This is a genomic window from Selenomonas sp. oral taxon 478 (assembly GCF_001189555.1).
Taxonomy (GTDB): Bacteria; Bacillota; Negativicutes; order Selenomonadales; family Selenomonadaceae; genus Centipeda; species Centipeda felix.
Genome location: NZ_CP012071.1, coordinates 1,762,015 through 1,786,717 on the forward strand (window position 1 = coordinate 1,762,015; position 24,703 = coordinate 1,786,717).

The 24,703-nt window shown below is 58.1% G+C and carries 25 protein-coding genes; 22 read left to right on the forward strand and 3 right to left on the reverse strand.

What is annotated here, in order from left to right; translation table 11 throughout:
- Window positions 1-33: 33 nt before the first annotated feature.
- The 12 genes from ADJ74_RS08195 (at window position 34) to ADJ74_RS08250 (ending at window position 11,654) form a co-directional block, all read left to right on the forward strand.
- Window positions 34-1,368 carry an NCS2 family permease gene (locus ADJ74_RS08195; protein ID WP_050343395.1) on the forward strand — a complete coding sequence of 445 codons (1,335 nt, stop codon included), beginning with the start codon at window positions 34-36 and terminating at the stop codon, window positions 1,366-1,368.
- A 15-nt stretch (window positions 1,369-1,383) separates the two neighbouring features.
- Window positions 1,384-2,295 carry a ComEC/Rec2 family competence protein gene (locus ADJ74_RS08200; protein ID WP_050343397.1) on the forward strand — a complete coding sequence of 304 codons (912 nt, stop codon included), beginning with the start codon at window positions 1,384-1,386 and terminating at the stop codon, window positions 2,293-2,295.
- Window positions 2,292-2,492: a DUF3006 domain-containing protein gene (locus ADJ74_RS08205; protein ID WP_050343399.1), complete on the forward strand. Its 201-nt coding sequence runs from the start codon at window positions 2,292-2,294 to the stop codon at window positions 2,490-2,492. The genes ADJ74_RS08200 and ADJ74_RS08205 overlap by 4 nt, the downstream gene beginning before the upstream one ends.
- 48 nt (window positions 2,493-2,540) lie before the next feature.
- On the forward strand, window positions 2,541-3,581 hold the full coding sequence (locus ADJ74_RS08210; protein WP_050343401.1) for an N-acetylmuramoyl-L-alanine amidase: 1,041 nt from the start codon (window positions 2,541-2,543) through the stop codon (window positions 3,579-3,581).
- A 14-nt stretch (window positions 3,582-3,595) separates the two neighbouring features.
- Complete coding sequence (locus tag ADJ74_RS08215) at window positions 3,596-4,177, forward strand: GerMN domain-containing protein (protein ID WP_050343403.1); 582 nt, start codon at window positions 3,596-3,598, stop codon at window positions 4,175-4,177.
- A gap of 131 nt (window positions 4,178-4,308) precedes the next feature.
- Window positions 4,309-5,598, forward strand: coding sequence for a trigger factor (tig, locus tag ADJ74_RS08220; RefSeq protein WP_050343405.1), 1,290 nt, complete (start codon window positions 4,309-4,311; stop codon window positions 5,596-5,598).
- Between the two features lie 24 nt (window positions 5,599-5,622).
- Window positions 5,623-6,234 (forward strand): ATP-dependent Clp endopeptidase proteolytic subunit ClpP, encoded by a 612-nt coding sequence (gene clpP / locus ADJ74_RS08225; RefSeq protein WP_009442697.1) that lies wholly within the window; start codon window positions 5,623-5,625, stop codon window positions 6,232-6,234.
- A 14-nt stretch (window positions 6,235-6,248) separates the two neighbouring features.
- Complete coding sequence (gene clpX, locus ADJ74_RS08230) at window positions 6,249-7,514, forward strand: ATP-dependent Clp protease ATP-binding subunit ClpX (protein WP_050343407.1); 1,266 nt, start codon at window positions 6,249-6,251, stop codon at window positions 7,512-7,514.
- 97 nt (window positions 7,515-7,611) lie between these two features.
- Entirely contained in the window at window positions 7,612-9,930 is a 2,319-nt protein-coding gene (gene lon, locus ADJ74_RS08235) for an endopeptidase La (protein ID WP_050343409.1), read from the forward strand.
- 10 nt (window positions 9,931-9,940) lie between these two features.
- The gene (gene yihA, locus ADJ74_RS08240) at window positions 9,941-10,564 is read left to right on the forward strand and encodes a ribosome biogenesis GTP-binding protein YihA/YsxC (RefSeq protein ID WP_009442694.1); all 624 of its coding nucleotides are present in this window, start codon (window positions 9,941-9,943) and stop codon (window positions 10,562-10,564) included.
- A 121-nt stretch (window positions 10,565-10,685) separates the two neighbouring features.
- Window positions 10,686-11,144: an AsnC family transcriptional regulator gene (locus ADJ74_RS08245; protein WP_039980954.1), complete on the forward strand. Its 459-nt coding sequence runs from the start codon at window positions 10,686-10,688 to the stop codon at window positions 11,142-11,144.
- 21 nt (window positions 11,145-11,165) lie between these two features.
- Window positions 11,166-11,654, forward strand: coding sequence for an AsnC family transcriptional regulator (locus ADJ74_RS08250; protein ID WP_009442692.1), 489 nt, complete (start codon window positions 11,166-11,168; stop codon window positions 11,652-11,654).
- 222 nt (window positions 11,655-11,876) lie between these two features.
- On the opposite strand, the gene ADJ74_RS08255 is transcribed toward ADJ74_RS08250, so the two are convergent.
- Window positions 11,877-13,037: an FprA family A-type flavoprotein gene (locus ADJ74_RS08255; protein ID WP_050343412.1), complete on the reverse strand. Its 1,161-nt coding sequence runs from the start codon at window positions 13,035-13,037 to the stop codon at window positions 11,877-11,879.
- 247 nt (window positions 13,038-13,284) lie between these two features.
- Here ADJ74_RS08255 and ADJ74_RS08260 point away from each other — a divergent pair, with 247 nt between their 5' ends.
- The 9 genes from ADJ74_RS08260 (at window position 13,285) to ADJ74_RS08300 (ending at window position 21,617) form a co-directional block, all read left to right on the forward strand.
- Window positions 13,285-13,827 (forward strand): 3'-5' exonuclease, encoded by a 543-nt coding sequence (locus ADJ74_RS08260; RefSeq protein WP_050343414.1) that lies wholly within the window; start codon window positions 13,285-13,287, stop codon window positions 13,825-13,827.
- Between the two features lie 29 nt (window positions 13,828-13,856).
- The gene (locus tag ADJ74_RS08265) at window positions 13,857-14,129 is read left to right on the forward strand and encodes a cell-division initiation protein (protein WP_102493724.1); all 273 of its coding nucleotides are present in this window, start codon (window positions 13,857-13,859) and stop codon (window positions 14,127-14,129) included.
- Window positions 14,130-14,201: 72 nt separating this feature from the next.
- Window positions 14,202-15,083 carry a glycine--tRNA ligase subunit alpha gene (gene glyQ / locus ADJ74_RS08270; protein ID WP_006691372.1) on the forward strand — a complete coding sequence of 294 codons (882 nt, stop codon included), beginning with the start codon at window positions 14,202-14,204 and terminating at the stop codon, window positions 15,081-15,083.
- Window positions 15,080-17,125: a glycine--tRNA ligase subunit beta gene (glyS, locus tag ADJ74_RS08275; protein WP_050343417.1), complete on the forward strand. Its 2,046-nt coding sequence runs from the start codon at window positions 15,080-15,082 to the stop codon at window positions 17,123-17,125. Before glyQ ends, glyS begins: the two co-directional genes overlap by 4 nt.
- A 236-nt stretch (window positions 17,126-17,361) precedes the next feature.
- Window positions 17,362-17,973 carry a phosphoribosylanthranilate isomerase gene (locus ADJ74_RS08280; RefSeq protein WP_050343419.1) on the forward strand — a complete coding sequence of 204 codons (612 nt, stop codon included), beginning with the start codon at window positions 17,362-17,364 and terminating at the stop codon, window positions 17,971-17,973.
- A 133-nt stretch (window positions 17,974-18,106) separates the two neighbouring features.
- The gene (gene trpC, locus ADJ74_RS08285; protein WP_050343421.1) at window positions 18,107-18,892 is read left to right on the forward strand and encodes an indole-3-glycerol phosphate synthase TrpC; all 786 of its coding nucleotides are present in this window, start codon (window positions 18,107-18,109) and stop codon (window positions 18,890-18,892) included.
- 3 nt (window positions 18,893-18,895) lie between these two features.
- Window positions 18,896-20,083, forward strand: coding sequence for a tryptophan synthase subunit beta (trpB, locus tag ADJ74_RS08290; protein WP_009442685.1), 1,188 nt, complete (start codon window positions 18,896-18,898; stop codon window positions 20,081-20,083).
- Window positions 20,080-20,865 carry a tryptophan synthase subunit alpha gene (trpA, locus tag ADJ74_RS08295; RefSeq protein WP_050343424.1) on the forward strand — a complete coding sequence of 262 codons (786 nt, stop codon included), beginning with the start codon at window positions 20,080-20,082 and terminating at the stop codon, window positions 20,863-20,865. The genes trpB and trpA overlap by 4 nt, the downstream gene beginning before the upstream one ends.
- Before the next feature lie 65 nt (window positions 20,866-20,930).
- Window positions 20,931-21,617: a fructose-6-phosphate aldolase gene (locus tag ADJ74_RS08300; protein WP_009442683.1), complete on the forward strand. Its 687-nt coding sequence runs from the start codon at window positions 20,931-20,933 to the stop codon at window positions 21,615-21,617.
- A gap of 200 nt (window positions 21,618-21,817) precedes the next feature.
- On the opposite strand, the gene ADJ74_RS08305 is transcribed toward ADJ74_RS08300, so the two are convergent.
- Together ADJ74_RS08305 and ADJ74_RS08310 are read right to left on the reverse strand one after the other, a co-directional pair.
- A complete protein-coding gene (locus ADJ74_RS08305) occupies window positions 21,818-22,027 on the reverse strand; it encodes a hypothetical protein (protein WP_009442682.1) in 210 nt (69 codons plus the stop codon).
- A gap of 29 nt (window positions 22,028-22,056) precedes the next feature.
- Window positions 22,057-23,574, reverse strand: a complete 1,518-nt coding sequence (locus ADJ74_RS08310) for a type VI secretion protein ImpB (RefSeq protein WP_050343426.1) — start codon at window positions 23,572-23,574, stop codon at window positions 22,057-22,059.
- Window positions 23,575-23,695: 121 nt separating this feature from the next.
- On the opposite strand from ADJ74_RS08310, the gene rfbB reads away from it, so the two are divergent.
- On the forward strand, window positions 23,696-24,703 hold the full coding sequence (rfbB, locus tag ADJ74_RS08315; RefSeq protein WP_050343428.1) for a dTDP-glucose 4,6-dehydratase: 1,008 nt from the start codon (window positions 23,696-23,698) through the stop codon (window positions 24,701-24,703).

The following is a 24,703-nucleotide window of genomic DNA, read 5'->3' on the forward strand; positions in this document are numbered from 1 at the left end:
CGTCGGGTTTTTTTAATTTAAGGAGATGCTTCTATGGAGATGCAGAGCACACCGCCGTCCTTTGTCGAACGATTTTTTAAAGTGCGGGAAAAGGGCTCGACTGTGCGCACGGAATTACTCGCTGGCATGACGACGTTCATTGCCATGGCGTATATTCTCTTTGTCAATCCCAATATACTTGCGGATGCCGGCATCCCGAAGGAGGCGGCGATTGCCTCGACGATTTGGATTGCCGCACTCGCGTCGCTCGCAATGGGCATTTTTGCGAACTATCCCGTCGCGCTCGCACCGGGCATGGGGCTGAATGCGTTCTTTGCCTACTATGTCTGCGGTGTTCTCGGACTGCACTGGACCGTGGCACTCGGTGCCGTGTTCTTCTCGGGTGTACTCTTCCTGATTTTGACGGTTGGCGGAATCCGACAGGCAATCATCAATGCTGTCCCACGTGATCTGAAATACGCCATCAGTGTGGGCATCGGACTCTTTATCGCGTTCATCGGCCTGAAGGGGACAGGGCTGATCGTCGAGAATTCCGCAACCTATGTCTCCCTTGGTCACGTCACCGCGCCGACGACGCTGCTCTCTCTCTTCGGACTGCTTCTCACGGCGGCGCTGATGGCGCGCAACGTGCATGGCTCGATCCTCATCGGCATCTTTGTGACGACCATCCTCGCCATGATCCTCGGGATGACGCCGGCACCGAAGGGAATCACGGATATCGTGACCACCTCGCTCCCACACATGGGGGAGACGTTCGGTCAGCTCGATCTCGCGGGCGCATGGCACTACGGCCTCATTTCGATCATTTTCACGTTCACCGTGGTGGAACTATTCGATAATATGGGCACCTTGATCGGTCTGACGACAAAGGCAAAGATGGTGCGCCCCGATGGACACATCGAGAACATCGACAAGGCACTGACCACGGATGCAGTCGGGACGATGGTCTCCGCCATGTTCGGTACGTCGACGGTCACCTCCTATATCGAGAGTGCGGCTGGTATTGCCGCCGGCGGGCGGACGGGGCTGACTGCCGTTGCGGCGGGCGTGCTCTTCTTGGCGGCACTGCTCTTTACGCCGCTGATCGGGCTCGTGCCGGCATTTGCTACCGCGCCTGCCCTCATCCTGGTCGGAGCGCTGCTCATGTCCGAGGTCGGAAAAATTGACTTCTCCGACTTCACAAACGCTCTGCCGGTTTTCCTTACGATCATCATGATGCCGCTCACGTCGAGTATTGCCAACGGCTTTGCCTTTGGCTTTATCAGCTACACGGTCATGAAGCTCTGTGCGGGGCAGTATAAGAAGGTCAGCTGGATCATGTATCTCGTCTCGATTGCCTTCCTGATCAATCTGGCACTTCGTTCGTAGGAGGCTGACGTGCAGATGAAACACCGCATGGCATTTCTCGTGAGTCTTTTGTTGCTGCTCTCTGCGCTCTTTGGTGGGTGTGCAGGAGGAGCATCGCATGAGACATCCACGACAGCACCCGTGCAGCAGGCACTCACGGTCAAGATGCTCGATGTCGGGCAGGGGGACGCCATCCTCATTCAGACCGCAGAGCAGAACGTCCTCATTGATACGGGCGATCTGGACGAGCGGGATAAGCTTCGCGCCGAACTGGACAAGGCAGGGGTCAAAAAACTCGATGCAGTGATCCTGACCCATCCCCATGCCGATCACATCGGCGGGATGGAGATGCTGATCGATAAATATCCGATCGGCATGGTCTATGACAACGGGATGCCGTCAACGTCGCGTGTCTACATCGGCTATATGAAACAGCTGAAGGCGAAGGGGATTGCGCGCAAGGGGCTCTGTACGGGGGATCGCGTGGATCTCGGCGGCGGGGCAGTCTTTGAGGTGCTCGCCCCGTCGGCGGCACTTGTCCAGCAGGGCAGCGTCAAGGGCTACAAGCACGATCCGAACAACGAGTCCGTCGTCGGACGGCTGGTCTTTGGCGATTTCTCCATGATGTTTACGGGCGACGCAGAAAAGAAAGAGGAGCAGGATATCCTTGCGGGGGCGCAGGGCGCGGTGCAGAGCACCGTCCTCAAGGCAGGCCATCATGGCAGCAAGACCTCCTCTTCGGCAGATTTCCTGCGTGCCGTCCATCCTGCGGCGGCTCTCATCTCCTGCGGTGTGAACAACGACTATGGACATCCGCATAAGGAGACGATGAAGAAGTACCATGCCATGAATCTGGACATCTATGTGACGGCGGAGAATGGCACGATTACTCTTACGAGTGATGGAAAGGACTACCATATTACACCGGAGAGAGGGGAGAAACAATGATTTCTGCATATCTGGATCGATTTGAAGGAGATCTTGCTGTGCTTCTCCTCGGAGAAGCCATGGTCAAGGTGAATTTTCCGCGCGCATTCCTGCCCAAAGATGTGGCAGAGGGCGACTATCTGAAGCTGACGATAGAGCGCGATGCGGCGGCGACGGATGCCGCTGAGGATGAGGCACTGGCGCTGCTGAAAGGCTGAATGGGGGCGAGATTGGCATTGACGATCAAGAACAGGGGGCATCTGTGGATGCGACCGCTGCTTGCTGCAGCGGTTTTTGTCTGCCTGCTGCTTCTCCTCGGTGGAGCAGGAGAAGCAGCAGGCAGCCTCCATCGCATTACGGGCATTGACAGCCATGCGGTGGAGGTGGACGGGCGCGCGGCGCAGCGCATAGAGATCACCGTCAAGAAGGCGGGGCTGCACTACGCTCTGTCGGAGCGCTACCATGCGGACAATCAGCTGCTGGTCGAGCTGGAGGATGTTGCGCTGGATGAGCATCTTCCCCATGAGATTGCTCTCGATGGAGCGGTGCTGCAGCGGCTTGTTGTTATCCCACGCGAGAATCATCGTGCGGCACTGCGAATCTATGCAGGGCATGATCTTCGCAGTGCGGATGCCTATCGCATGTATACTGTCCCGGGGACGGGACGTGAGAAGAACACCGAGCGGCTCGTGATTGAGATTTTTGCGGATGGCGGAGACGCACTCAGCAAGGCGGTCATGGGGCATACGGTGGTCATTGATCCCGGGCATGGAGGCAGTGATACGGGGGCGATCGGTCCATCGGGCGCATGCGAAAAGGATGTCGCTCTTGCCGTCTCCCTGCGCACGTGTGACCTCCTGACCAAGGCGGGGGCGCATGTCGTCATGACGCGGACGGACGATGTGGACGTCGCGTATGCGGGCAGTTCGGCTTCCCGCGAACTGCAGGCGCGTGTGGATGCTGCGGCGGCACATGGGGAGGCGGAACTCTTCCTCTCCGTGCACTGCAATTCCTTTAGCAATCCGGATGCACACGGGATGGAGACCTACTATTATCCCAAGACGGATGCGGATGAACGCTTCGCCACGCTGCTGAACGAGGAACTTGCTGCGGCGGGCGGACTCTATAATCGCGGAGTCAAGTATGCGCGCTTCTACGTCCTGAAGCATTCGGATATCCCCGCTTCCCTTGCGGAACTGGGGTTTATCTCGAATCCCGAGGAGGAGCAGATGCTCACGGATCCTGCCTATCAGGAGATACTGGCACAGGCACTCTTTCGTGCGATTGCACGCTATTTTGAGGAATGAGGAGAGAATCGGAAATGTTCCAACACGCGCAACATATCACACGTCTGCTGGGCGCACCGCTCTGCGCAGCACTTCTGCTTACGGCGGGCTGTGCAGAGGAAAAGACGTCTGCCCCGCCTGCCGCAGAGTCACAGCAGACACAGACGAAGGCTGCGGCTGCGGATGACACAGCGGCAAAGGACAAAGAGGTCAAGGTGAATGTCTACTATCCGAAGAATGACGGCATGGGTCTTGTGGCGGACAGCCGTACGGTAAAACTCGGCGGCGAGGATAAGTATACGGCAGCGCTGAAGTCCCTGCTCGCAGGCACGACGGAGAAGGGGCAGACGAATGTTTTCCCGAAACACGTGAAGCTGCGCAGCGTCAAGGTTCAGGACGGTGTCGCCACGGTGGATTTCTCCAAGGAGCTGCAGAAGAATTTCAACGGCGGGTCGACGGGGGAAGAGATGCTCGTCGGATCAATCGTCAACACGCTCACGGATTTCCCCGAGGTGAAAAAGGTGCGCATCCGCATTGAGGGAGAGGATGTGGAAACTCTCTCGGGGCACATGGATCTCTCTGAGCCGCTGCCGCGCATGACAGAGTTGCTGAAATAGCCGTGCTTGTCATTTTGGCTGTTTTGTGATAGGATACAAGTAGAATGGCGGGAATGCTCTCTTTGTATGCCCGCAAATCGGAGGGTGCAGCGCGCCCTCCAATGGAAAGAAGCAGGAGGTTGTTTCATACAATGAAGGTTACGGCAGAGCATGGGGAGAACCGTGAGGTCACTCTGACGATTGAAGTGGATCAGGACAAGCTGGAGCAGGCGACGGACGGCGCGGCAAAGCGTCTTGCGGGACGCGTGAATATCCCGGGCTTCCGCAAGGGAAAGGCACCGCGCAAGATTGTCGAGAATTTTGTCGGCAAGGAGGCCATTCTTCAGGAGGCATTCGAGAGCGTTGCACAGAAGGCGTTTGATGAAGCGCTGACCGAGCAGAACATGGAGCCTGTGACGCGCCCCGAGATCGACATCGTGACCCTCGAGGAGGGCAAGAATGTCGTATTTACGGCAAAGTTCACGCAGCGTCCCGAGGTCACCCTCGGCGAATATAAGGGGCTCAAGGTCGAGAAGCCTGCCGTCTCGGTTTCCGAGGAGGACATCGATCGTCAGATCGAGGGGATGCGCCAGCATCAGGGCACGCTCATCGACGCCCCTGCCGATGCCGCGGTCAAGAAGGACGACTTCATTACGCTTGATTTTGAGGGCTTTGTGGACGGGACACCGTTCGAGGGCGGCAAGGGCGAAGACTATCCGCTCCAGATCGGCTCGGGCTCGTTCATTCCGGGCTTTGAAGATCAGCTCATCGGTGCGAAGGTCGGCGAGGAGCGCGAGGTGAACGTCACGTTCCCCGAGGACTACCATGCGGAGAATCTCAAGGGCAAGGCGGCTGTCTTCAAGTGCACGGTGCGCAGTATCAAGTCGCGCGAGCTGCCTGAGCTGGACGATGCGTTTGCCAAGAAGGCAAGCAAGTTCGAGACGCTCGCAGAGCTGCGCGAGGACATCCGCAAGAACCTCCAGGAGGGGGCGGAGCGTCAGGCAGAGAATGAGCGCCGCACAAAGGCAATCGACATGGCGACGGACAACTGCACGATGGAGATTCCGCCCGTGATGGTCGAGAACCGCATTACGGCGATGATCCAGGAAATGGCGATGCGTCTTGAGCAGCAGGGAATGAGCCTTGAGCAGTACCTTCAGTACGCCGGGCTCGACATGGCGCGCATCCGCGACGAGTACCGCGAGACGGCGGAAAAGAACGTGCGCACCGATCTCATGCTCGAGGAGGTTGCCAAGGCAGAGGACATCAAGGTCGAGGGAAGGGATCTCGATCAGGAAGTCTACGCAATGGCTCTGTCCTATGGTGCGACGCCGAAGCAGGTTCAGAAGATCATCAAGGAGCAGGGGCGCGTCAGCGATCTTGCAGCGACGGTGTTGCGCAAGAAGACGGCGCAGTTCATCGTGGACAATATCACGGAGTAAGAAAGCTCCTGCGGGGAGGAACGTATGAGTTACTATGTACCGATGGTGGTGGAGACCTCCGGACGCGGGGAGCGTGCCTATGACATTTACTCCCGCCTGCTGAAAGAGCGCATCATCTTCCTCGGTGGACCGATTGACGACAGCGTCGCCAACGTCATTGTTGCGCAGATGCTCTTTTTGGAGTCAGAGGATCCCGATAAGGATATCCACCTCTATATCAACAGCCCCGGCGGTGTTGTGACGGCAGGACTTGCCATCTATGATACCATGCAGTACATCAAGCCGGATGTCTCCACGATCTGTGTTGGACAGGCGGCGAGCATGGGTTCGATTCTTTTGACGGCGGGTGCAAAGGGAAAACGCTATGCCCTCCCGCATGCCCGTATTATGATTCATCAGCCGCTTGGCGGCGCACAGGGACAGTCGACCGACATCCAGATCCAGGCGAAGGAGATCCTGCGCCTGCGTGAGGTCGGCAACGAAATCCTCGCGCATCACACGGGGCAGGATACAGAGAAGATCAACGTTGATACGGAACGCGACAACTTCATGTCGGCGGAGGAGGCAAAAGAATACGGCCTCATTGATGAGGTTGTCCTCCGACCAAAGGATACATCTGCTGACAGCAAGGCCTGAGGGGGGGTCATGCGATGAAATTTGGGGCGGACGACAAGGGTCAGCTCAAGTGCTCGTTCTGCGGTAAGACGCAGGAGCAGGTAAGGAAGCTCGTGGCGGGGCCCGGCGTCTATATCTGCGATGAGTGCATCGAACTCTGCAATGAGATCATTGCGGAGGAACTTGGCGACGATATTGATGTCGGACTCAAGGATATTCCGAAGCCAAAGGAGATCCGCCGCATTCTCGACCAATATGTCATTGGTCAGGATGAGGCGAAAAAATCGCTTTCCGTGGCGGTCTACAATCACTACAAGCGTATTCATGCCGGTCAGGGAAAGAACGAGGATGTGGAGCTGCGCAAGTCGAACGTCCTCATGATCGGTCCGACGGGCAGCGGCAAGACTCTGCTGGCGCAGACGCTGGCACGCATCCTGAATGTGCCGTTTGCCATCGCCGATGCGACCTCTCTCACGGAGGCCGGCTATGTCGGCGAGGATGTCGAGAACATCCTGCTGAAGCTGATTCAGGCGGCAGACTACGACATCGAGAAGGCACAGCGCGGCATCATCTACATCGACGAGATCGATAAGATTGCGCGCAAATCGGAGAACCCCTCCATCACGCGAGATGTCTCGGGAGAGGGCGTTCAGCAGGGACTGCTCAAGATCCTTGAGGGGACGACGGCCTCCGTACCGCCGCAGGGCGGGCGCAAGCATCCGCAGCAGGAACTCCTGCAGATCGATACGACGAACATTCTCTTTATCTGCGGCGGTTCGTTTGATGGCCTTGAGGAGATCATCGAATCGCGCCTCGGAAAGAAGCAGATGGGCTTCGGTGCCGAGGTGCGCTCAAAGCGCCGCGTTACCGTGGGGGCGTCGCTCAGCAAGATCATTCCCGAGGATTTGATGAAGAATGGGCTGATTCCCGAGTTCATCGGGCGTCTGCCTGTCGTAGTCACGCTGAACTCCCTCGATGAGGAGGCACTCGTTCGCATTCTGACAGAGCCGAAGAACGCTCTTGTCAAGCAGTTCCAAAAGCTGCTCGAACTGGACGGTGTGCGTCTGACGTTTGAGGAGGATGCACTGCACCTGATCGCGAAGGAAGCGCTGACGCATAAGACGGGCGCGCGTGGTCTGCGTGCCATCGTCGAGGGGATCATGCGCAACGTCATGTATGAGGTGCCGTCGATCCATGGCGTGACAGCATGTCAGGTCACGAAGGACGTCATTGTCAACCACAGTGACCCGATCCTCACCATCGACGGTGCGGGCGCACAGAAGATGGCAGCCGCCAATTAAAGGTCTCTGTGTTTCCTTTGACACATATCGACATACCAATGAAAGGAGCCTGCAGCGTGCGGTGCTCCTTTTTTCTATAGATGGAAGGAACGCGACCATGTCTGAAAAACAAACACTGCCGCTGCTTCCCCTGCGGGGACTTGTGGTCTATCCCCACATGATGGTCAACATCGACGTGGGACGCGATCGCTCCGTTGCCGCCATCGAGGCTGCGATTGCAGGAGACAGTCGGATTCTCGTCGTCTCACAGAAGGATCCGGAACTGGATGACCCGACGGCGGCAGACCTCTATGATGTCGGTGCAGTTGCGGAGATCCGTCAGTTTCTGCGCCTGCCCGAGGGCGTGCTGCGGATTCTCGTGGATGGTCAGCAGCGTGCGGAGATCATGGAGATCCGCGAGGGGGAGACGTATGCGGAGGCGGATGTCCATGTGATTGACGAGGAGAGTGTGGAAACGCCCTCCACAAAGGGTATGGAGGCACTCGTTCACGGGGTAACGAGCAAATTCGAGGAGTGGGTGAAGCTCTCTCATAAGATTCCGCCCGAGGCGCTGGTGTCGATCTCAATCATGGAGGACATGGGACGTCTGGCGGATATTATCGCGAGCCATTTGAGCCTGAAGCATGAGGTGCGGCAGGATATCCTTGCCACCATTGATGTGCGCGCACGCCTGCATCGTCTCTATGAGGTGCTCGTCTATGAGCTGGACATCATGGGGATCGAGCAGAAGATCAACCGTCGTGTACGTAAGCAGATGGACAAGGTTCAGCGCGATTTTTATCTGCGTGAGCAGATCAAGGCAATCCATAAGGAGCTCGGCGACGATGCGGATAAGTCCGCTGATGTGGATTGTTATCGCACGGCTCTCGCGGAGGGGGCGTACCCCGATGCCGTACGCGAGACCATCGAGCGTGAGATTCACCGCCTCGACGTCAGCCCTGCGATGAGTGCCGAGGTCGGTGTGATCCGCAGCTATCTGGACTGTCTGATCGAACTGCCGTGGATGCACACGACCAAAGAGACGGTCGATATGAATGCTGCGCGCGCTGTGCTCGAACGCGATCACTACGGACTCGAAAAGATCAAGGAGCGCATCCTCGACTATCTTGCCGTGCGTCAGCTGGCACCGGAGCAGAATGCCCCCATCCTCTGCCTCGTCGGTGCACCCGGTGTCGGCAAGACGTCGCTCGGAGCGTCGATTGCCCGTGCGATGGGGCGGGAGTTCATCCGTATCTCGCTCGGCGGCATCCGTGATGAGGCGGAGATACGCGGGCATCGCCGCACCTATGTCGGCGCGATGCCGGGCCGCATCATCGAGGGGATTCGCCGTGCCGGTACGAAGAACCCCGTTTTTCTCCTCGATGAGGTAGACAAGATTGCCATGGACTTTCATGGCGATCCTTCCGCTGCGCTTCTTGAGGTTCTTGACCCTGCACAGAACTGCACGTTCAGCGATCACTTCGTGGAGCTGCCGTTTGACCTCTCGCAGGTGTTCTGGATCGTCACGGCAAATCACCCCGCGCGCATTCCTGCGCCGCTGCGTGACCGCATGGAGATCCTGAACCTCTCGAGCTATACGGAGATGGAGAAGGTCGAGATCGCACGGCGGCATCTCCTGCCGCGTCAGCGCATACAGAACGGGCTGAAGGCAAAGGACATCCGCATCAGTGCAGGCGTCTATCCTGTGCTCATCCGCTCCTATACGCGCGAGGCGGGGGTGCGCGAGCTGGAGCGCGTCGTGGGTCAGCTCTGCCGCAAGACAGCACGGCGCATCGTCGAAGGGGAGACGCCGCCCATCGCCGTGACGAAGGCGAATCTTACGGAGTTTCTGGAACGTCCGAAGTACCATCCGGCGCGGCAGGAGAAGAAGCCCCTCGTCGGTGTCGTCACGGGGCTTGCGTGGACGGAGGTCGGCGGCGACGTGCTGCGGACGGAGGTCAACATCCTGCGCGGGAAGGGCAAACTCATCCTCACGGGGCAGCTCGGCGACGTGATGCAGGAATCGGCACAGGCGGCACTCTCCTACGTGCGCAGCCGTGCGGATGCGCTCCATCTGGCAGAGAACTTCTACGAGACGGACGACATACACATCCATCTGCCCGAGGGGGCGATTCCGAAGGACGGCCCCTCGGCGGGCATCACCATGGCGACGGCGATGATCTCAGCACTCACGGGGCGCAAGGTGCGCGCCGATGTCGCTATGACGGGGGAGATCACGCTGCGCGGAAATGTGCTGCCGATCGGCGGGCTGAAGGAGAAGACGCTCGCTGCCTATCGCGAGGGTGTGCATACCATCGTCCTGCCGCAGGAAAACGAACGCGATATCGAGGATATTCCCGATGCGGTGCGTGCGTCACTTGAGTTTGTACCCGTAGCGCACATGGACGAGGTACTGAAGGTCGCGCTGTATAATTAGGAGGTGCAGCATGTCTGAGCCGGTTGTCATTACAAAGGCTGCCTATCTTGCCTCTGCGGTACGGCGCGATCAGTACCCCGAGGAACAGCGTCCCGCGGTCGCCTTCATCGGACGCTCCAATGTCGGGAAGTCGTCTCTCATCAACTCCCTGACACGCATTCGCCAACTCGCCCATGTCTCGGGGAAACCGGGGAAGACACAGACGATCAACTTCTATGAGCTGCTCATGCGCATCGACGGTGGGGAAGAGCGGCATCCTGTACACCTGGTCGATCTGCCGGGCTATGGTTATGCCAAGGCGGCGCGTGAGAGCCGAAAGACATGGGCAAAGTTTATCGAGGAGTACTTTCTCCATGCAGAGAATCTGCACTTTGTCTGTCTCCTGCTCGATATTCGTCATGCCCCCATGCCCTCCGACAGAAAGATGTTTGAGTGGCTCGTATCGCATGATATACCTGTGCTGGTCATCGCCACGAAGGCGGATAAGCTTGGGCGCACGGCACGGCAAAAACAGCTGTCCCTGATGCGCAGGACGCTCGACGTTCCCGATCTTTCGATTCTGCCATATTCCGTGCCGAAAAACGAAGGGCGTACGGAACTCCTTGACGTGATGAAGGAATATCTGTTAGAATAGGCACGTAAAGAAGTGAATCGCATTCATTTTTGTGCCTGTGTCCTATGATACGATTGTCCATGAGCAAGACGATCCGATACCGGTGCATGAAGATGGTGCACGGTATATGGGAGAGACTTCAATGGCAGAACTGACAGAATTTGACAAACGGCTGCTGAACCTCCTGCAGGGCAACCTGCCGGTGTGTTCGCGGCCGTTTGCGCGTCTCGCCGAGATGCTCGGAACGACGGAGGAGCATGTGCTTGAGCGGCTGGACGCCCTGAAGGCGGACGGATTTTTGCGGCGCATTGGGACATTTTTCAACTCGGAACGCCTTGGCTATCAGGGGACACTGATCGCGTTGTGTGTGACACCGGAGCAGCTTTCGTCCGTCGCACAGGCGGTCAATCGCTATACGGGCGTGACGCATAACTATGAGCGCGAGGGTAGGTATAACCTATGGTTTACGCTCATGACACCGTCGCAGGCGACGGAGGAGAAGATCATCGGAGAGATCAAGGCGCTGCCCGGGGTGGAGCGTCTGATGGACCTGAAAGCGAATAAGAAATATAAGATCAACGTGCAGTTTAAGCTGAACTGATGCAGGAAGGAAGGCATATCTATGAGCGAAGCAATCGAGGTCGATGCTCTCGACCGTAAGATCATCCGCCTCCTGCAGGGGCAGTTTCCTCTTGTCGCCGAGCCGTACAAGGCACTCGCGGCGGAAATCGGCATCAGCGAGGAGGAGTTTCTGCAGCGTGTGGAGCGTATGATTGCAGAAAAGAAGATCCGGAAGATGGGCGCGGTTCTCCGTCACCGCGAGGTCGGCTTTACGTCCAACTGCCTCTGTGTTTGGAATGTCCCCGACGCGCGCGTGGACGAAGTGGCGCGGCGGATGGCGCAGCACGAGCGCGTCTCCCATTGCTATGACCGCAATCGTACGGCGGATTGGCGCTATAATGTCTATACGATGATCCATGGTTTCAGCCGTGAGGAGTGCGAGAAGATTGCAGAAGAACTCGCAGCCGCGACGGGCATCGAGGATCGCGCGATGCTCTACACCAAGAAAGAATGGAAGAAGACATCGATGCAGTACTTTGTGGAAGAGTGATATGGATAGAAAAACCCCGAAGGCTTTCCTCTTGCGCCTTCGGGGGTTCTATGTTTTTTAGGGAAACACTGATAAAATGAGGTCTGCCAGATTGGCGTAGATTTTTTCGTCCGAACGAGGTGGAAAACCGGACGCAGAGTGGTGCTCTGTGGAGGATTTTCCGCCGAAGTGCGGGCAAAAAAGATGCGTCAAGATGGTTGTACCGAATTTATCAGTGCTTCCTTAGAGTGCAATCACCTGATCGTGGAGTGACTTGAGCTGCTCCTCGGAGGGGACGTAGAGGATACGCACCTTGTCCATGGCGATCTCGCAGCCGCCCGCCTTCAGCTCGTCCTCGATCTGCTGGATGCTCTGCCCGCCCCAGCCATAGGAGCCAAAGGCGAAAGCCTTACGTCCCTTCGGTGCGAGCCCCCGCATATAGCAGAGGAAACCGCCGATGGTCGGGAGCATCGTATTGTTGAGCGTCGGCGAACCAACGGCGAGATAGCGGCTCGTGAGGATATCCGTCATGATGTCCGCATGGGAGTTCTTCTTGATGTCGTAGTAGCCGACGGAGTAACCCTTGTCGATGAACGCCTCAGCAATCGTATGCGCCATCGCCTCGGTGGAGTGCCACATGCTGTCGAAAACGATGACGGCGCGCTCCTCTGTCTCGCCGCTCGACCACTGCTTATAGCGCTCGATGATCTCAGGGATATGGGAACGCCAGATAATGCCATGTCCCGTGGCGATCATCTCCATGTCGAGCCCGTGCAGTGCCTTGAGTGCCGCCTTTGCCTGTGCCCCGTACGGGAAGAGAATGTTGGCGTAGTATTTTTTTGCCTCCTCACAGAGGATAGCGAGGTCATTCTCGTCGTCGAAGCGCTTGCCCGATGCCAGATGCTGTCCGAACGCGTCGTTCGAGAAGAGAATCTTCTCCTCAGGGCAGTAGGTGACCATGCTGTCGGGCCAGTGCAGCATCGGGGTCGGGATGAACTGCAGGGTGCGCTTGCCGAGCGAGATGCTGTCGCCTGCCTTGACGGTCTCATAGGGGAGCTCTCCATAGTAGGCGCGCAGCCCCTTCAGTCCGTTCGGCGCACTCGTGACGATCTTTGCGCTCGGCGCGAGGGAGGAGATGAGGGAGACACCGTAGGAGTGATCTGGCTCCACGTGATTGGAGATGACGCAGTTGATCTGCGACGGATCGATCACGGAGGAAATGCGCGCGAGCATCTCCTCCTCAAAGCCGTGTTTGACCGTATCAATCAGAGTGATCGTATCGTCGATGATGAGGTAGGCGTTGTATGATGAGCCGCGCTGCGTATCGTAGCCGTGGAAGCTGCGCATGGACCAGTCGATGGCGCCGACCCAGTAGATATTGTCACGGAGTTTGATGGCGTTCATAAAAGACTCCTTTCAACCATAGGATGGATTAACAGAGAATAGACTTAAGCTATAGAAATAATCTATATATTATAAAAGTATTCTAGCGTAAAACCCATTCTTTTGCAACCGCAAATTGCCCTCAACCCTGTGATGATGGGCGTCTTGTGACGCGTTTTCTTGACAGATGATTCCGTCTGTTGTATAATAATCATGACGAAAGCTGTGTATAATTGGGATAAAACAACCAGAAGAAAGAGGACTTTTGATGCAAGAAAAGGTTCTAGTCTTTGATACGGAGACGACCGGCTTTCGCAGTGATGATGAAGTACTGACCCTCGCTGTTGTGAATGGCGTGGGTGAGACGATGGTCGACGGTATGTATGCGCCGGCGCGTAAGGCAGAGTGGCCGGATGCCGAGCGCATCAATCGCATATCGCCGGCGATGGTCGCGGGCTGTGACCCCATTCTCGCACATCGTGAGGAGCTGGAACGTCTCTTCAATGCGCCGGACACACTCCTTGTCGGCTATAACATCGAGTTCGATATTCGCCTTCTGGCGCAGTCGGGGATCCGCATTACGAACCCGAACCGTCATGATGTGATGCTTGCTTTTTCGGCGTTCCGCAAAGTCCCCGATGCACGGCGCGGCGGCTACCGATGGTGGAAGCTGACGGAGTGTGCGGACTACTACCGCTACGACTGGGGAAACACGGTGGCGCACGGCGCACTCGCGGACACACTCGCGACGCTCTTCTGCTACCAAAAGATGAAAGAGCCGGTCTATGAGGAACAGAGCCTGTTTGATTAATTTGATTAATATGCAGGGAGGCATGCTGTATGGCAAAGAAAAAGAGCCAAACGGAGACGCCGATGCAGTCGATGCGCGAGCGCAAACAGCAGGAGTTCGAGGCACGGCTTCAGCGCGTACGAAAAGCGCGCAGCACCTATCAGCGTAAGATCATCGGCGGTATCGTCGTTGCCTTTATCCTCCTCATCATTGTGTGTGCTCTGCTTCCGTCCGGCGATCGAGCCTATGATGGCCGATGGAATAAGGATATCAATGAAGGACAGGCGGGTATTTTGCAGAGTTTGCGGAACAGTTTTAAATAGGTCTTGCTATTTTCTCAAAACCGCGTATTCTTATAGGGTATACGCGGTTTTTTTGTTGGAGGGGTTGTTTGCATGAAATTTCAAGAGGTTATCCTCACACTGCAGGAGTTCTGGTCGGGGCAGGGCTGTATCCTCGCCCAGCCCTATGATGTAGAAAAGGGCGCAGGGACGATGAGCCCGTGGACGTTCCTGCGCGTTCTTGGGCCAGAGCCGTGGAATGTCGCCTATGTGGAGCCCTCGCGCCGCCCGGCGGACGGACGCTATGGAGACAACCCGAATCGTCTCTATCAGCATCATCAGTTCCAGGTGATCATGAAGCCGTCGCCGGACAATATCCAGGAACTTTACCTTGAGAGCCTTGCCCGCCTCGGCATTCACGCGGAGGAGCATGACATCCGCTTTGTCGAGGACAACTGGGAGTCGCCGACGCTGGGCGCGTGGGGACTTGGCTGGGAGGTCTGGCTGGACGGGATGGAGATCACGCAGTTCACGTACTTCCAGCAGGTTGGCGGTCAGGATGTAAAGCCCGTCTCCGTGGAGATCACCTATGGGCTTGAGCGTCTTGCCATGTATATTCAGGGCGTAGAGAACGTCTATGACATCGCGTGGACGGATGATGTGACCTATGGCGATGTGTTCCACCAGAATGAGTTTGAGCAGTCTTCGTATGCGTTCGATCTCTCGGACGAGAAGCTGCTCTTTGACCTGTTCGACAAGTACGAGGCGGAGGCGGTGCGCGTCATCGAGGCAGGCTATGTGCATCCGGCGCATGACTACGTGCTGAAATGCTCGCATACGTTCAATCTGCTCGACGCGCGCGGGGCGATCAGTGTCTCCCAGCGGACGGCGTTCATCGGGCGCGTGCGCAAACTCGCGCGTCTCTGCGCGGAGGCGTATCTCGCCCAGCGTGAGGAACTGGGGTATCCGCTGTTGAAAAAGGAGGGGAAGGCATGAAGCGGGATCTGTTATTTGAAATTGGAACGGAGGAGATTCCGGCACACGTGATGCCGCACCTCCTGGAGGATTTGGCACAGCTGGCGGAGACGATGCTGAAGGAGCACCGCCTTTCCTATGAGAAGGTGCGCACGCTCGGCACGCCGCGCCGTGCCGCCCTCATTGTGACGGGGCTCGCAGAGCGGCAGGAAGACGTCAATACGGAGACGCGCGGCCCATCCGTCGCCATTGCCTTTGATGCGGACGGAAACCCGACGAAGGCGGGCGCGGGGTTTGCGCGCGGACAGGGCGTCGATCCGTCCGCCCTCATTCAGCGTGACGGCTATGTCTATGCCTCCGTGCATGAGAGCGGTGCAGCGACGGCCGAGCTTCTGACCTCGCTCCTGCCTGACCTTGTGCGTGCGATTCCGCTGCCAAACAGTATGCGCTGGGGGGATCTGGACTTCCGATTCATCCGCCCGATTCGCTGGTTCGTGGCACTCTACGGGACAGAGATCGTGCCCTTTACCCTTGCCGGAGTGACGAGCGGGAATCACTCGCGCGGGCATCGGACGCTCGCACCGGCGGACTTCGTGATCACGTCGGCGGCGGACTACGAGGCGGCGTGCGAGAAGGCGTATATCATCGTCGATCCCGAGCGGCGGCGCGCCATGATCTGCGAACAGATCACAGAGACGGCAAAGGCGTGCGGCGGCACGGCGGAGATCACGCCCGACCTCCTCGAGGAGGTGCTCTATCTCGTGGAGTATCCGACGGCGCTCAGCGGCTCGTTCGAGGAGAAGTATCTGGCGCTCCCCTCCGAGGCGGTGATTACGCCGATGCGCGACCATCAACGCTATTTCCCCGTCAAGGCGGCGGACGGCAGCCTACTGCCCGCTTTTATCACGGTGCGCAACGGTGGGAAGGCACATCTTGATGTCGTGGCACACGGCAACGAGCGCGTGCTGCGGGCACGTCTTGCCGATGCGCAGTTCTTCTTCGATGAGGATCGCAGAAAATCCCTTGCAGAGCATCGGGAAAAGCTCAAGACGGTCGTGTTCCAGCGGGGGCTCGGATCGATGTACGAAAAGACGGAGCGTCTCACGGCGCTCACGACGGCGATTGTCGAGGAGATGGCGGCGGGTGATGCGGATGGCACCGCTCTCGCCGATGCGCGGCGTGCCGCCGAGCTCTCGAAGGCCGATCTCGTGACGGGCATGGTGACGGAGTTCACGGAGCTGCAGGGGATCATGGGACGTGAGTACGCCCTGCTCGATGGGGAGAGCCCTGCTGTTGCGTGTGCCATTGACGAGCAGTATATGCCGCGTTTTGCGGGGGACGAGCTGCCGCAGACGCCGCTCGGCGTTGCCCTCAGTGTAGCAGATAAGATCGACAATATTGTCGGGACGTTCAGCCAAGGCAGGATTCCGACGGGCTCGCAGGACCCCTTCGGGCTGCGCCGTCAGGCGCTCGGGCTCGTTCTCATGTTGATCGAGCAGGAGAGCACGATGCTCCTCTCCGACCTTGTCGATGAGGCGTGTGATCTCTACGACCTTGAAGAATTTCGGGATAAGATGCAGGTCTATGTGGCGGACTTTATCCGTCTGCGCCTGAAGAACGTCCTCAGTGAGCGCGGTGTGCGCTACGATGTGCAGGAGGCGGTGCTGGGCGATGTGGATCTTGTCGCAGATGTCCCCGTGCGCGCCGCCTATGTGGAGCGTCTGCTCGCATCGGAGGGGGGCGATGCGCTCGTGCAGTCCTTTGTCCGTGTCGGGAACATCGCCCGCGGCGTGACGGGCGGCGCAGTGGATCCCGCGCTGTTCCAGGCAGAGGAAGAGGGCGCGCTGCTCTCCGCCTATCAGGCCGCGGCGGCTGCACGCGCGGAGGGCGAGGACACGCTTCCCGCCGAGCAGGCACTCGGGAGGGCGATCGACACATTCTTCGATGCGGTCATGGTCATGGACAAGGATGTGCGCATCAAGGAAAATCGTCTGTCGCTCCTCAAGATGATCGACGACTATCTGCTGGAGACGGCAGATTACAGCAAAATTGTGCTGAACTAGGGAAGCACTGATAAATTCGGTACAACCATCTTGACGCATCTTTTTTGTCCGCACTTCGGCGGAAAATCCTCCACAGAGCACCACTCTGCGTCCGGTTTTCCACCTCGTTCAGACGAAAAAATCTACGCCAATCTGGCAGACCTCATTTTATCAGTGATTCCCTAACAAATAACGCTGCTGTACGAAGGTCTTTCTATCTTCGTACAGCAGTTTTTTATCGGAGGGGTGATGATGGTATGCGGGTGAAGATGTGCGGCATGCAGACCGCAGCAGCGGCACGCGCGGCAGAGGAGGCGGGAGCGGACTACATCGGGTTCATCTTCGCGCAGGGCAGTCGGCGTTATGCTGCGCCGGAGACGGCACATGAGATTGCGCGGGAGATGCAGCGCGTGAAGAAGGTCGGCGTCTTTGTCGATGCACCGATGGCGGAGGTGAACCAGATTGCCGATGCCGTTGGGCTGGACTATGTGCAGCTGCACGGGCACGAGACGGCAGAGATGGCACGCATGGCAGAGCGCCCCGTGATCAAGGCGTACCGCTATGGAGACGACTTCGATGCAGAGGCAGCGAACGTCTATCCTGCGGAGATCATTCTCGTTGACAGCTACGTCAAAGGCGCAGCAGGCGGCACGGGACTGGCGTTCCATTGGCAGGAAGCGGCACGGGAGATTGCGCGCGTTACGAAGCCCGTGCTGATCGCAGGCGGCATCACGGCCGCGAATGTCAGGGAGGCCGTCGAGACCTTTCATCCATTCGGCATTGATGTATCGGGAGGTCTTGAGGAGGACGGCGTGAAATCCAAGGCGAAAATCACAGCGTTTATGGAGGCGGTGTGTGCGCTTCGGTAATCCGTTTGTCCCGCACGAACACGAACGGTACAAGTGATCGTGTGCGTCCTCGCATTGACAAATGCCGCATTCTCCTCTAAGATAGACAAATACGCCGAAAGGCGCAGAATGAATCATCTGAAGGAGGTGCACAATGCGCGACATACTTGCTGAAATCGTGGCGAAGAAGCGCGGCATTGTCGCGGCGGCGAAGGAGGCCATGCCGCTCGATGTACTGAAACGGGACCTGTCCTGTGGGACGTTCCGTATGGCGGAGCACTTCCGATGGCATGGGTGGGGGCTGATCGCTGAGTGCAAGCTGCAGTCGCCCGCCAAGGGACGGCTGACAACGGCGCACACGGTCACGGAGCTCGCCGATATCTATACGGCGGCAGGCGCAGCCGTGCTCTCCGTGCATACCGATCCGCATTTTCTCGGCAGCAACGCGGATTTTTCCGCCGTACGTGCACGTGTGGATACACCTCTCCTGCGCAAGGATTTTATCATCGATCCCTATCAGGTCTACGAGGCGCGTGCGTTGGGCGCGGATGCCGTTCTGCTGATTGTGCGCATCCTCACGCCGGAGCAGCTGAAGCAGCTGCTTTACCTGACGTGGAGTCTTGGGATGGACGCTCTTGTAGAGGTGCACGACCGCCGTGATTTGGAAACTGCACAGGAAACGCCGGCAGAATTCATCGGCATCAACAACCGCAATCTCGTGACCTTTGAGACGAGCGTGGAGACGACGCTCGCCCTCCTGCCCTACGCAGACAAGAATCGTACGCTCATCAGCGAGAGCGGCATCTTTGCCCGTGCGGATGCGGAACGCGTTCGTGCGGCAGGGTGCAAAGGCGTGCTGGTCGGAGAGGGATTGGTGCGTGCGGCGGATGTCGGGGCGTTTGCAAGAGAACTGGTTGATGTTGAGACGAAGGAGCAATAATATATGAGCAAGAAGGGACGATTCGGCGACTATGGCGGGCAGTATGTGCCCGAGATTGTGATGCCGGCACTGAATGAGCTGGAAGAGGCATATCTGAAATACCGTGACGATGCGGCGTTTCAGGCGGAGTACCGCAGCTACCTCAAGGAGTATGCAGGGCGTCCGACGAATCTTTATTTTGCCGAGCGGCTGACGAAGCACTACGGCAAGGCGGACATCTATCTCAAGCGCGAGGATCTTCTTCATACGGGGGCGCATAAGATCAACAATGCGCTCGGCCAGGCACTCCTTGCACACCGCATGGGCAAGAAGCGCATTATCGCAGAGACGGGCGCGGGGCAGCATGGTGTGGCGACGGCGACGGTGGCGGCACTCTTTGGAATGGAATGCCGCATCTTCATGGGTGCACTTGACGTGGAGCGGCAGAAGCTCAACGTGTTCCGTATGCGTCTGCTCGGCGCGACGGTCGTCCCCGTATCGAGCGGTACAGGAACGCTGAAGGATGCAACGAGCGAGGCGATCCGTTACTGGGCGACAAACATCACGGATACTTACTACGTCATTGGCTCCGCTGTCGGGCCTCATCCCTATCCGATGATGGTGCGCGACTTCCAGAAGGTTATCGGTGAGGAGATTCGCGCACAGGCAGAGGAGAAATTCCACGCGAAACCCGACTATCTCGTCGCCTGTATCGGCGGCGGGAGCAACGCCATCGGTACGATCTATGATTTTCGCAATGATGCCGACGTGAAGAAGTTCTGCGTCGAGGGCGGCGGGCGCAGCGATGCGGACGGCGACAATGCCAAGACGCTCAGCGGCGGCGGTACGCCGGGCATCCTGCACGGAGCGTACAGCAACCTCCTGCAGAATGAGGACGGGCAGGTCATTGAGGCGTACAGCATCTCAGCAGGGCTCGACTACCCCGGCGTTGGTCCGGAGCATTCCTACTTTAAGGACGAGGGCATCGTCACCTATGTCTCCGTGACGGACAGAGAGGCACTCGACGCATTCCAGCGTCTCTCGCGCATCGAGGGGATCATTCCCGCGCTCGAGAGCTCGCATGCACTGGCGTATCTGGAGACGCTGATGCCCAAGACCAAGGCGGGCGAGCGCGTTGTCGTCTGTCTCTCAGGACGCGGCGACAAGGACGTGCAGATGGTGGCAAAGGAGCTGGGGGAGGACATCGCATGAGCAAGCGGATGAATGAAAAACTCGCAAAGCTCCGCGCCGACGGGCGGACAGGGCTTTACATCTACGTGACGGCAGGGTGCCCCAGCGCGGAGGCAACCGTGGACATCGTACGCCGTGCCGAGGAGGCGGGCGCCGATCTCATCGAGCTCGGCCTGCCGTTCTCCGATCCCATGGCGGATGGCCCCGTGATTCAGGCGGCAAGTGTCGAGGCACTGAAGAACGGCATGACGATGAAGAAGGCACTTGAGATCGTCAAGGAGATCCGCAGACACTCGGAGATCCCCATCGTCGGCATGGGCTACATCAACATGGTGAACCACTATGGGTTTGAGCGTTTTGTCACGGACTTCAAGGCAGCGGGGATGGACGGCGTGATCCTGCCCGATGTTCCGCACGAAGAGTCGGAGGAAATGCGCCGCATCTGCGGTGCGCATGACTTTACACTGACGGAGTTCATCACGCCGGGAACGACGGAGGCGCGCATGGCGGAGACGTGCCGTCATGCGGCGGGCTTCGTCTACTGCGTCTCGAACTATGGTGTCACAGGCGTCAAGGAGATCGACTACAGCATCATCGGGAAGGTCTGCTCTGCCGCACGCCGCTATACGAATATCCCGCTTGCCATCGGCTTCGGCATCGGTACGCCCGAGGCTGCCGCACGCGCCGCAAAGCAGGCAGATGGTGTGATCGTCGGCAGTGCAGTCGTCAAGCACATTCTCGACGGTGATATCGACGGCGGCATCCAGCTGATCGCTGCGATGCGCAAGGCACTCGATGCTTAAGGGAACAATATTGCCCACCGCTGTGAAGTCGGTGGGCTTTGCCATGTGAAGGGAGATCCTATACCATGAAGTATCTGATTGATTCGGCAAATCTCGATGAGATTCGTGCGCTTTCGGAATATCTGCCGATCGCCGGTGTAACCAGCAACCCGAGCATCGTCAAGAAGGAGGGGAGTGTCCCGTTCTTTGCCCACATGCGTGAGATTCGCTCCATCATCGGAAAGCTTCGCCCCCTGCATATTCAAGTGACGGCGACGGACTATGACGGGATGATGCGCGACGCAGAGGCGGTGTTTCGCCATGTTGATGAGAAGGTATTCATCAAGGTTCCCGTCGACTTTGAAGGGGTCAAGGTCATCAAAGCCCTTCGCCGTCAGGGGGCAAACGTGACGGCGACGGCCGTCTACGGGATGGATCAGGCATTCATGGCTCTGGAGGCTGGCGCGGACTGCATTGCCCCGTACTATAACCGCATGGAGGCGCTTGGCGTCGATGCAGCGTCTGTGATCGGGAACATTGCCGGCATTATTGCCCACTATGGCTATGAGACAGAGATTCTTGCGGCGAGCTTCAAGCAGCCCGCCCAGATCGATCGTGCAATTCTCGCAGGTGCGCATTCCGTCACCGTGGCGCCTGATGTTCTGCGCGGCATCTTTGTCAAGCAGGTCGTTGCAGATGCGGTGCAGGCATTCTCCGACGATTGGACGGGGCTCTATGGCGGGAAGACACTCGCGGAGCTGGCAGACGAATGAGATCGTACCAATAAGGCAAAGAAGAGCGGCTGCACGCCCCCATCGGCTCGCTATGCTCGCCGCTCCCTCAAAGTGCGGGGGAAGCTATATGCTGTTATTCCCAAAAGCCTTCCCCGTTATCACGGAGAAGGGGCACAAAGAATGGGCTGTTGTACGAAGTTTTCAGCTTCGTGCAACAGCCCATTGTCAAATTTGCCTGCTTACGCAGGCGGTTCATCGTATTTCTCATACTCCTCATACTGTGCCGCATGACGCAGCTCTGCGCGCGCGGTGGCGGCATGGAGGGTATTGAGCGCCGCAAATGGGGCGAACTGCCCCGCACGGTCGTGCCGTGACATGGGCGGATGGGTGCGGGAGATCGGCCGCGCAAGATGGATGATGTCATCGTAGTCATGGATATTTCGCTGCATGGTCGTGCCTCCTTTTATCCGTGCGTACGCTATGCTTTGTGTCCGCCGATCTGTCCGTTGCGCTGGCGCATGGTTGCCCCGTCGATAAAGTTTGCCCCGCGCAGGATGGCATTCTTCCCATAGGCCTGCTTGATGGCAACAACGGCGGCATGAAGTGCCTTTTCCTTTTCCTGTGCACGACGCTCCTTCGCCGTCAACACAGTGCCTGCGGCCTCGTCGGCAGAGAATAGATCCAGCTGCTCCGCATCAGTACTGTCCTGCTCAAGCGTCCGAAGGTGCTGCGCAGAAATCGTGATGCGTCGGATGAGCAAATGCGGGTTCACAATCGTATCGTAGAGATGGGTCAATGCGTTCATCAATGCACGCGGCGGCGCACCGCGCTCCACGGTGCAGTGCCCATGTGACGGCCACGGGACACTGCGGCCGTATCGATCTGTCCGAATACGGCCGTGGTAGAGAGAACGGATCTCCGGGCGGGTGAGGGACTCCACATCGTAGCCGATGGTCAGCTCAATGCGGTCACAGGTGAGGTGCTTTACGGCGAGATCGTGCGCGAGCGCATCCGTCATCTCCCACACGACGAGACGCGCCTTGTCGGTGGCGTATGGCATTTGCAGCACCTGTCCGTGGTGGATGCTGCGCGACTTGGGGCGATAGTGCTTGATGTCCTCCATGCGCGTCGTCTCGATACCCCAAGCGTGGTCGATGAGTAGCTCTGCCTGTACCCCAAAGAGACGATAGAGCAGATCCTCGTTATAGTGCTCAGACGCCTTGCCGAGGGAACAGCGTGCAATATCGCCCATGGTATAGAGGCCGTTTGCCTCGAGCTTTGCAGCGTAGCCCCTGCCGATGCGCCAGAAGTCCGTGAGCGGGCGATGCGCCCAGAGCGCCTGCCGATAGCTCAGTTCATCCAGCTGTGCCACACGTACCCCGTCCGCATCGGGTTTCATGCGCTTGGCGACGATGTCCATGGCGATCTTTGCTAGGTAGAGATTCGTCCCGATGCCGGCGGTCGCGGTAACACCGGTCTCCTGCAGTACCTCGCGGATGAGGCGCAGGGCAAAGTCGTGTGCGGAGATATGCAGGGTGTCCAGATAGCTCGTCGCGTCGATGAACACCTCGTCGATGGAGTAGATGTGGATGTCCGCCGGCGCGATATGCCGCAGATAGACCTCATAGACGCGCACGCTGTATGCGACGTAGAGTGCCATGCGCGGCGGGGCGATGTGGTAGGCGATGCCGAGGTGCGGAGATGCGGCGAGCTCTGTCGCATCCGTTGTCTCACCCGTGAGCCTGTGCTGCGGCGCACGGTATTTCCGCTTGGCGTTTGCGTCCCGCACGGCGCGGACGACCTCAAAGAGGCGCGGGCGTCCGCCGATGCCGTGCATTTTGAGCGCAGGGGATACGGCAAGGCAGATCGTTTTCGTCGTGCGGCTTTCATCTGCGACGACGAGATGCGTCGTCAGCGGATTCAGACCGCGCTCGATGCATTCCACCGAGGCATAGAAGGATTTTAGATCGATTGCGATGTAGGTGCGGTTCGTCATGCGGTATCCCTCCTTAGTTCTATCATAGCACATGTGTTTGCTTCCTGTAAATCAGAAAAAGGGAAAACGTGAGGCGCGTCGAAAATAAAAGAGGATATAGAACGATGCGGAGGAATCAGCCATGAAGATGATCGTTACGGGCGGCGCAGGATTTATCGGCGCCAATTTTGTCTACTATGAACTGCGTGAGCATCCAGAGGATCAGATCGTCTGCTATGACGCTCTGACCTATGCGGGGAATATTGCGACTCTTGCCGAGGCAAGGAAGTCCTCGCAGTTCACCTTTGTGCGCGGCGACATTGCCGACCGCGCGGCGGTCTATGCACTCTTTGCGCGCGAGAAGCCCGATGTGGTCGTGAACTTCGCGGCGGAATCACATGTGGATCGCTCGATTGAGACGCCCGAGATTTTCCTTCAGACGAATATCATCGGCACGAGCATCCTGCTCGACGCATGCCGCAAATATGGCATCAAACGCTATCATCAGGTATCGACGGACGAGGTATATGGCGATCTTCCGCTGGATCGTCCCGATCTCCTCTTTACAGAGGAGACGCCGCTGCACACGTCCAGTCCCTACTCCTCCTCCAAGGCGTCGGCTGATCTGCTCGTGCAGGCGTATGCGCGTACCTATGGCGTTCCCGTGACGATCTCGCGCTGCTCCAATAACTACGGTGCGTTCCAGTTCCCCGAAAAATTGATTCCGCTCATGGTCATCCGCGCCATGAAGGGGGAACAGCTCCCTGTCTACGGCGATGGAAAGAACGTCCGTGACTGGCTGCATGTGGACGATCACTGCAGTGCCATTGATGCGATTGTGCGCCGTGGGGCAGAAGGCTCTGTCTATAACGTTGGCGGGCACAATGAGCGCTCCAATATCGATGTCGTCCGTACGATCCTGCGCGTTCTGGGCAGGGGAGAGGAACAGATCTCCTACGTCACGGATCGCAAGGGGCACGATCGCCGCTATGCCATCGATCCGACCAAGATCGGACGGGAACTCGGCTGGCAGCCGCAGACGAAGTTCGATGACGGCATTGAGGCGGTTGTTGCGTGGTATCGTGACCATACGTCGTGGTGGGAGGACATCCTCAGCGGTGTCTATGAGAAACGAAATGCCGAGGCATGA

What these genes read in the sequence shown, in the direction of transcription:
- ADJ74_RS08260 (WP_050343414.1), top strand. Translation starts at nt 13,285, where the DNA reads ATGCAAGAAAAGGTTCTAGTCTTTGATACGGAGACGACCGGCTTTCGC.
- ADJ74_RS08195 (WP_050343395.1), top strand. Translation starts at nt 34, where the DNA reads ATGGAGATGCAGAGCACACCGCCGTCCTTTGTCGAACGATTTTTTAAA.
- ADJ74_RS08265 (WP_102493724.1), top strand. Translation starts at nt 13,857, where the DNA reads ATGGCAAAGAAAAAGAGCCAAACGGAGACGCCGATGCAGTCGATGCGC.
- ADJ74_RS08210 (WP_050343401.1), top strand. Translation starts at nt 2,541, where the DNA reads ATGCGACCGCTGCTTGCTGCAGCGGTTTTTGTCTGCCTGCTGCTTCTC.
- trpB (WP_009442685.1), top strand. Translation starts at nt 18,896, where the DNA reads ATGAGCAAGAAGGGACGATTCGGCGACTATGGCGGGCAGTATGTGCCC.
- ADJ74_RS08310 (WP_050343426.1), bottom strand. Translation starts at nt 23,574, where the DNA reads ATGACGAACCGCACCTACATCGCAATCGATCTAAAATCCTTCTATGCC.
- clpX (WP_050343407.1), top strand. Translation starts at nt 6,249, where the DNA reads ATGAAATTTGGGGCGGACGACAAGGGTCAGCTCAAGTGCTCGTTCTGC.
- ADJ74_RS08255 (WP_050343412.1), bottom strand. Translation starts at nt 13,037, where the DNA reads ATGAACGCCATCAAACTCCGTGACAATATCTACTGGGTCGGCGCCATC.
- ADJ74_RS08205 (WP_050343399.1), top strand. Translation starts at nt 2,292, where the DNA reads ATGATTTCTGCATATCTGGATCGATTTGAAGGAGATCTTGCTGTGCTT.
- ADJ74_RS08300 (WP_009442683.1), top strand. Translation starts at nt 20,931, where the DNA reads ATGAAGTATCTGATTGATTCGGCAAATCTCGATGAGATTCGTGCGCTT.
- ADJ74_RS08250 (WP_009442692.1), top strand. Translation starts at nt 11,166, where the DNA reads ATGAGCGAAGCAATCGAGGTCGATGCTCTCGACCGTAAGATCATCCGC.
- trpC (WP_050343421.1), top strand. Translation starts at nt 18,107, where the DNA reads ATGCGCGACATACTTGCTGAAATCGTGGCGAAGAAGCGCGGCATTGTC.
- glyQ (WP_006691372.1), top strand. Translation starts at nt 14,202, where the DNA reads ATGAAATTTCAAGAGGTTATCCTCACACTGCAGGAGTTCTGGTCGGGG.
- ADJ74_RS08245 (WP_039980954.1), top strand. Translation starts at nt 10,686, where the DNA reads ATGGCAGAACTGACAGAATTTGACAAACGGCTGCTGAACCTCCTGCAG.
- trpA (WP_050343424.1), top strand. Translation starts at nt 20,080, where the DNA reads ATGAGCAAGCGGATGAATGAAAAACTCGCAAAGCTCCGCGCCGACGGG.
- lon (WP_050343409.1), top strand. Translation starts at nt 7,612, where the DNA reads ATGTCTGAAAAACAAACACTGCCGCTGCTTCCCCTGCGGGGACTTGTG.
- yihA (WP_009442694.1), top strand. Translation starts at nt 9,941, where the DNA reads ATGTCTGAGCCGGTTGTCATTACAAAGGCTGCCTATCTTGCCTCTGCG.
- ADJ74_RS08200 (WP_050343397.1), top strand. Translation starts at nt 1,384, where the DNA reads ATGAAACACCGCATGGCATTTCTCGTGAGTCTTTTGTTGCTGCTCTCT.
- ADJ74_RS08280 (WP_050343419.1), top strand. Translation starts at nt 17,362, where the DNA reads ATGCGGGTGAAGATGTGCGGCATGCAGACCGCAGCAGCGGCACGCGCG.
- glyS (WP_050343417.1), top strand. Translation starts at nt 15,080, where the DNA reads ATGAAGCGGGATCTGTTATTTGAAATTGGAACGGAGGAGATTCCGGCA.
- clpP (WP_009442697.1), top strand. Translation starts at nt 5,623, where the DNA reads ATGAGTTACTATGTACCGATGGTGGTGGAGACCTCCGGACGCGGGGAG.
- ADJ74_RS08215 (WP_050343403.1), top strand. Translation starts at nt 3,596, where the DNA reads ATGTTCCAACACGCGCAACATATCACACGTCTGCTGGGCGCACCGCTC.
- rfbB (WP_050343428.1), top strand. Translation starts at nt 23,696, where the DNA reads ATGAAGATGATCGTTACGGGCGGCGCAGGATTTATCGGCGCCAATTTT.
- ADJ74_RS08305 (WP_009442682.1), bottom strand. Translation starts at nt 22,027, where the DNA reads ATGCAGCGAAATATCCATGACTACGATGACATCATCCATCTTGCGCGG.
- tig (WP_050343405.1), top strand. Translation starts at nt 4,309, where the DNA reads ATGAAGGTTACGGCAGAGCATGGGGAGAACCGTGAGGTCACTCTGACG.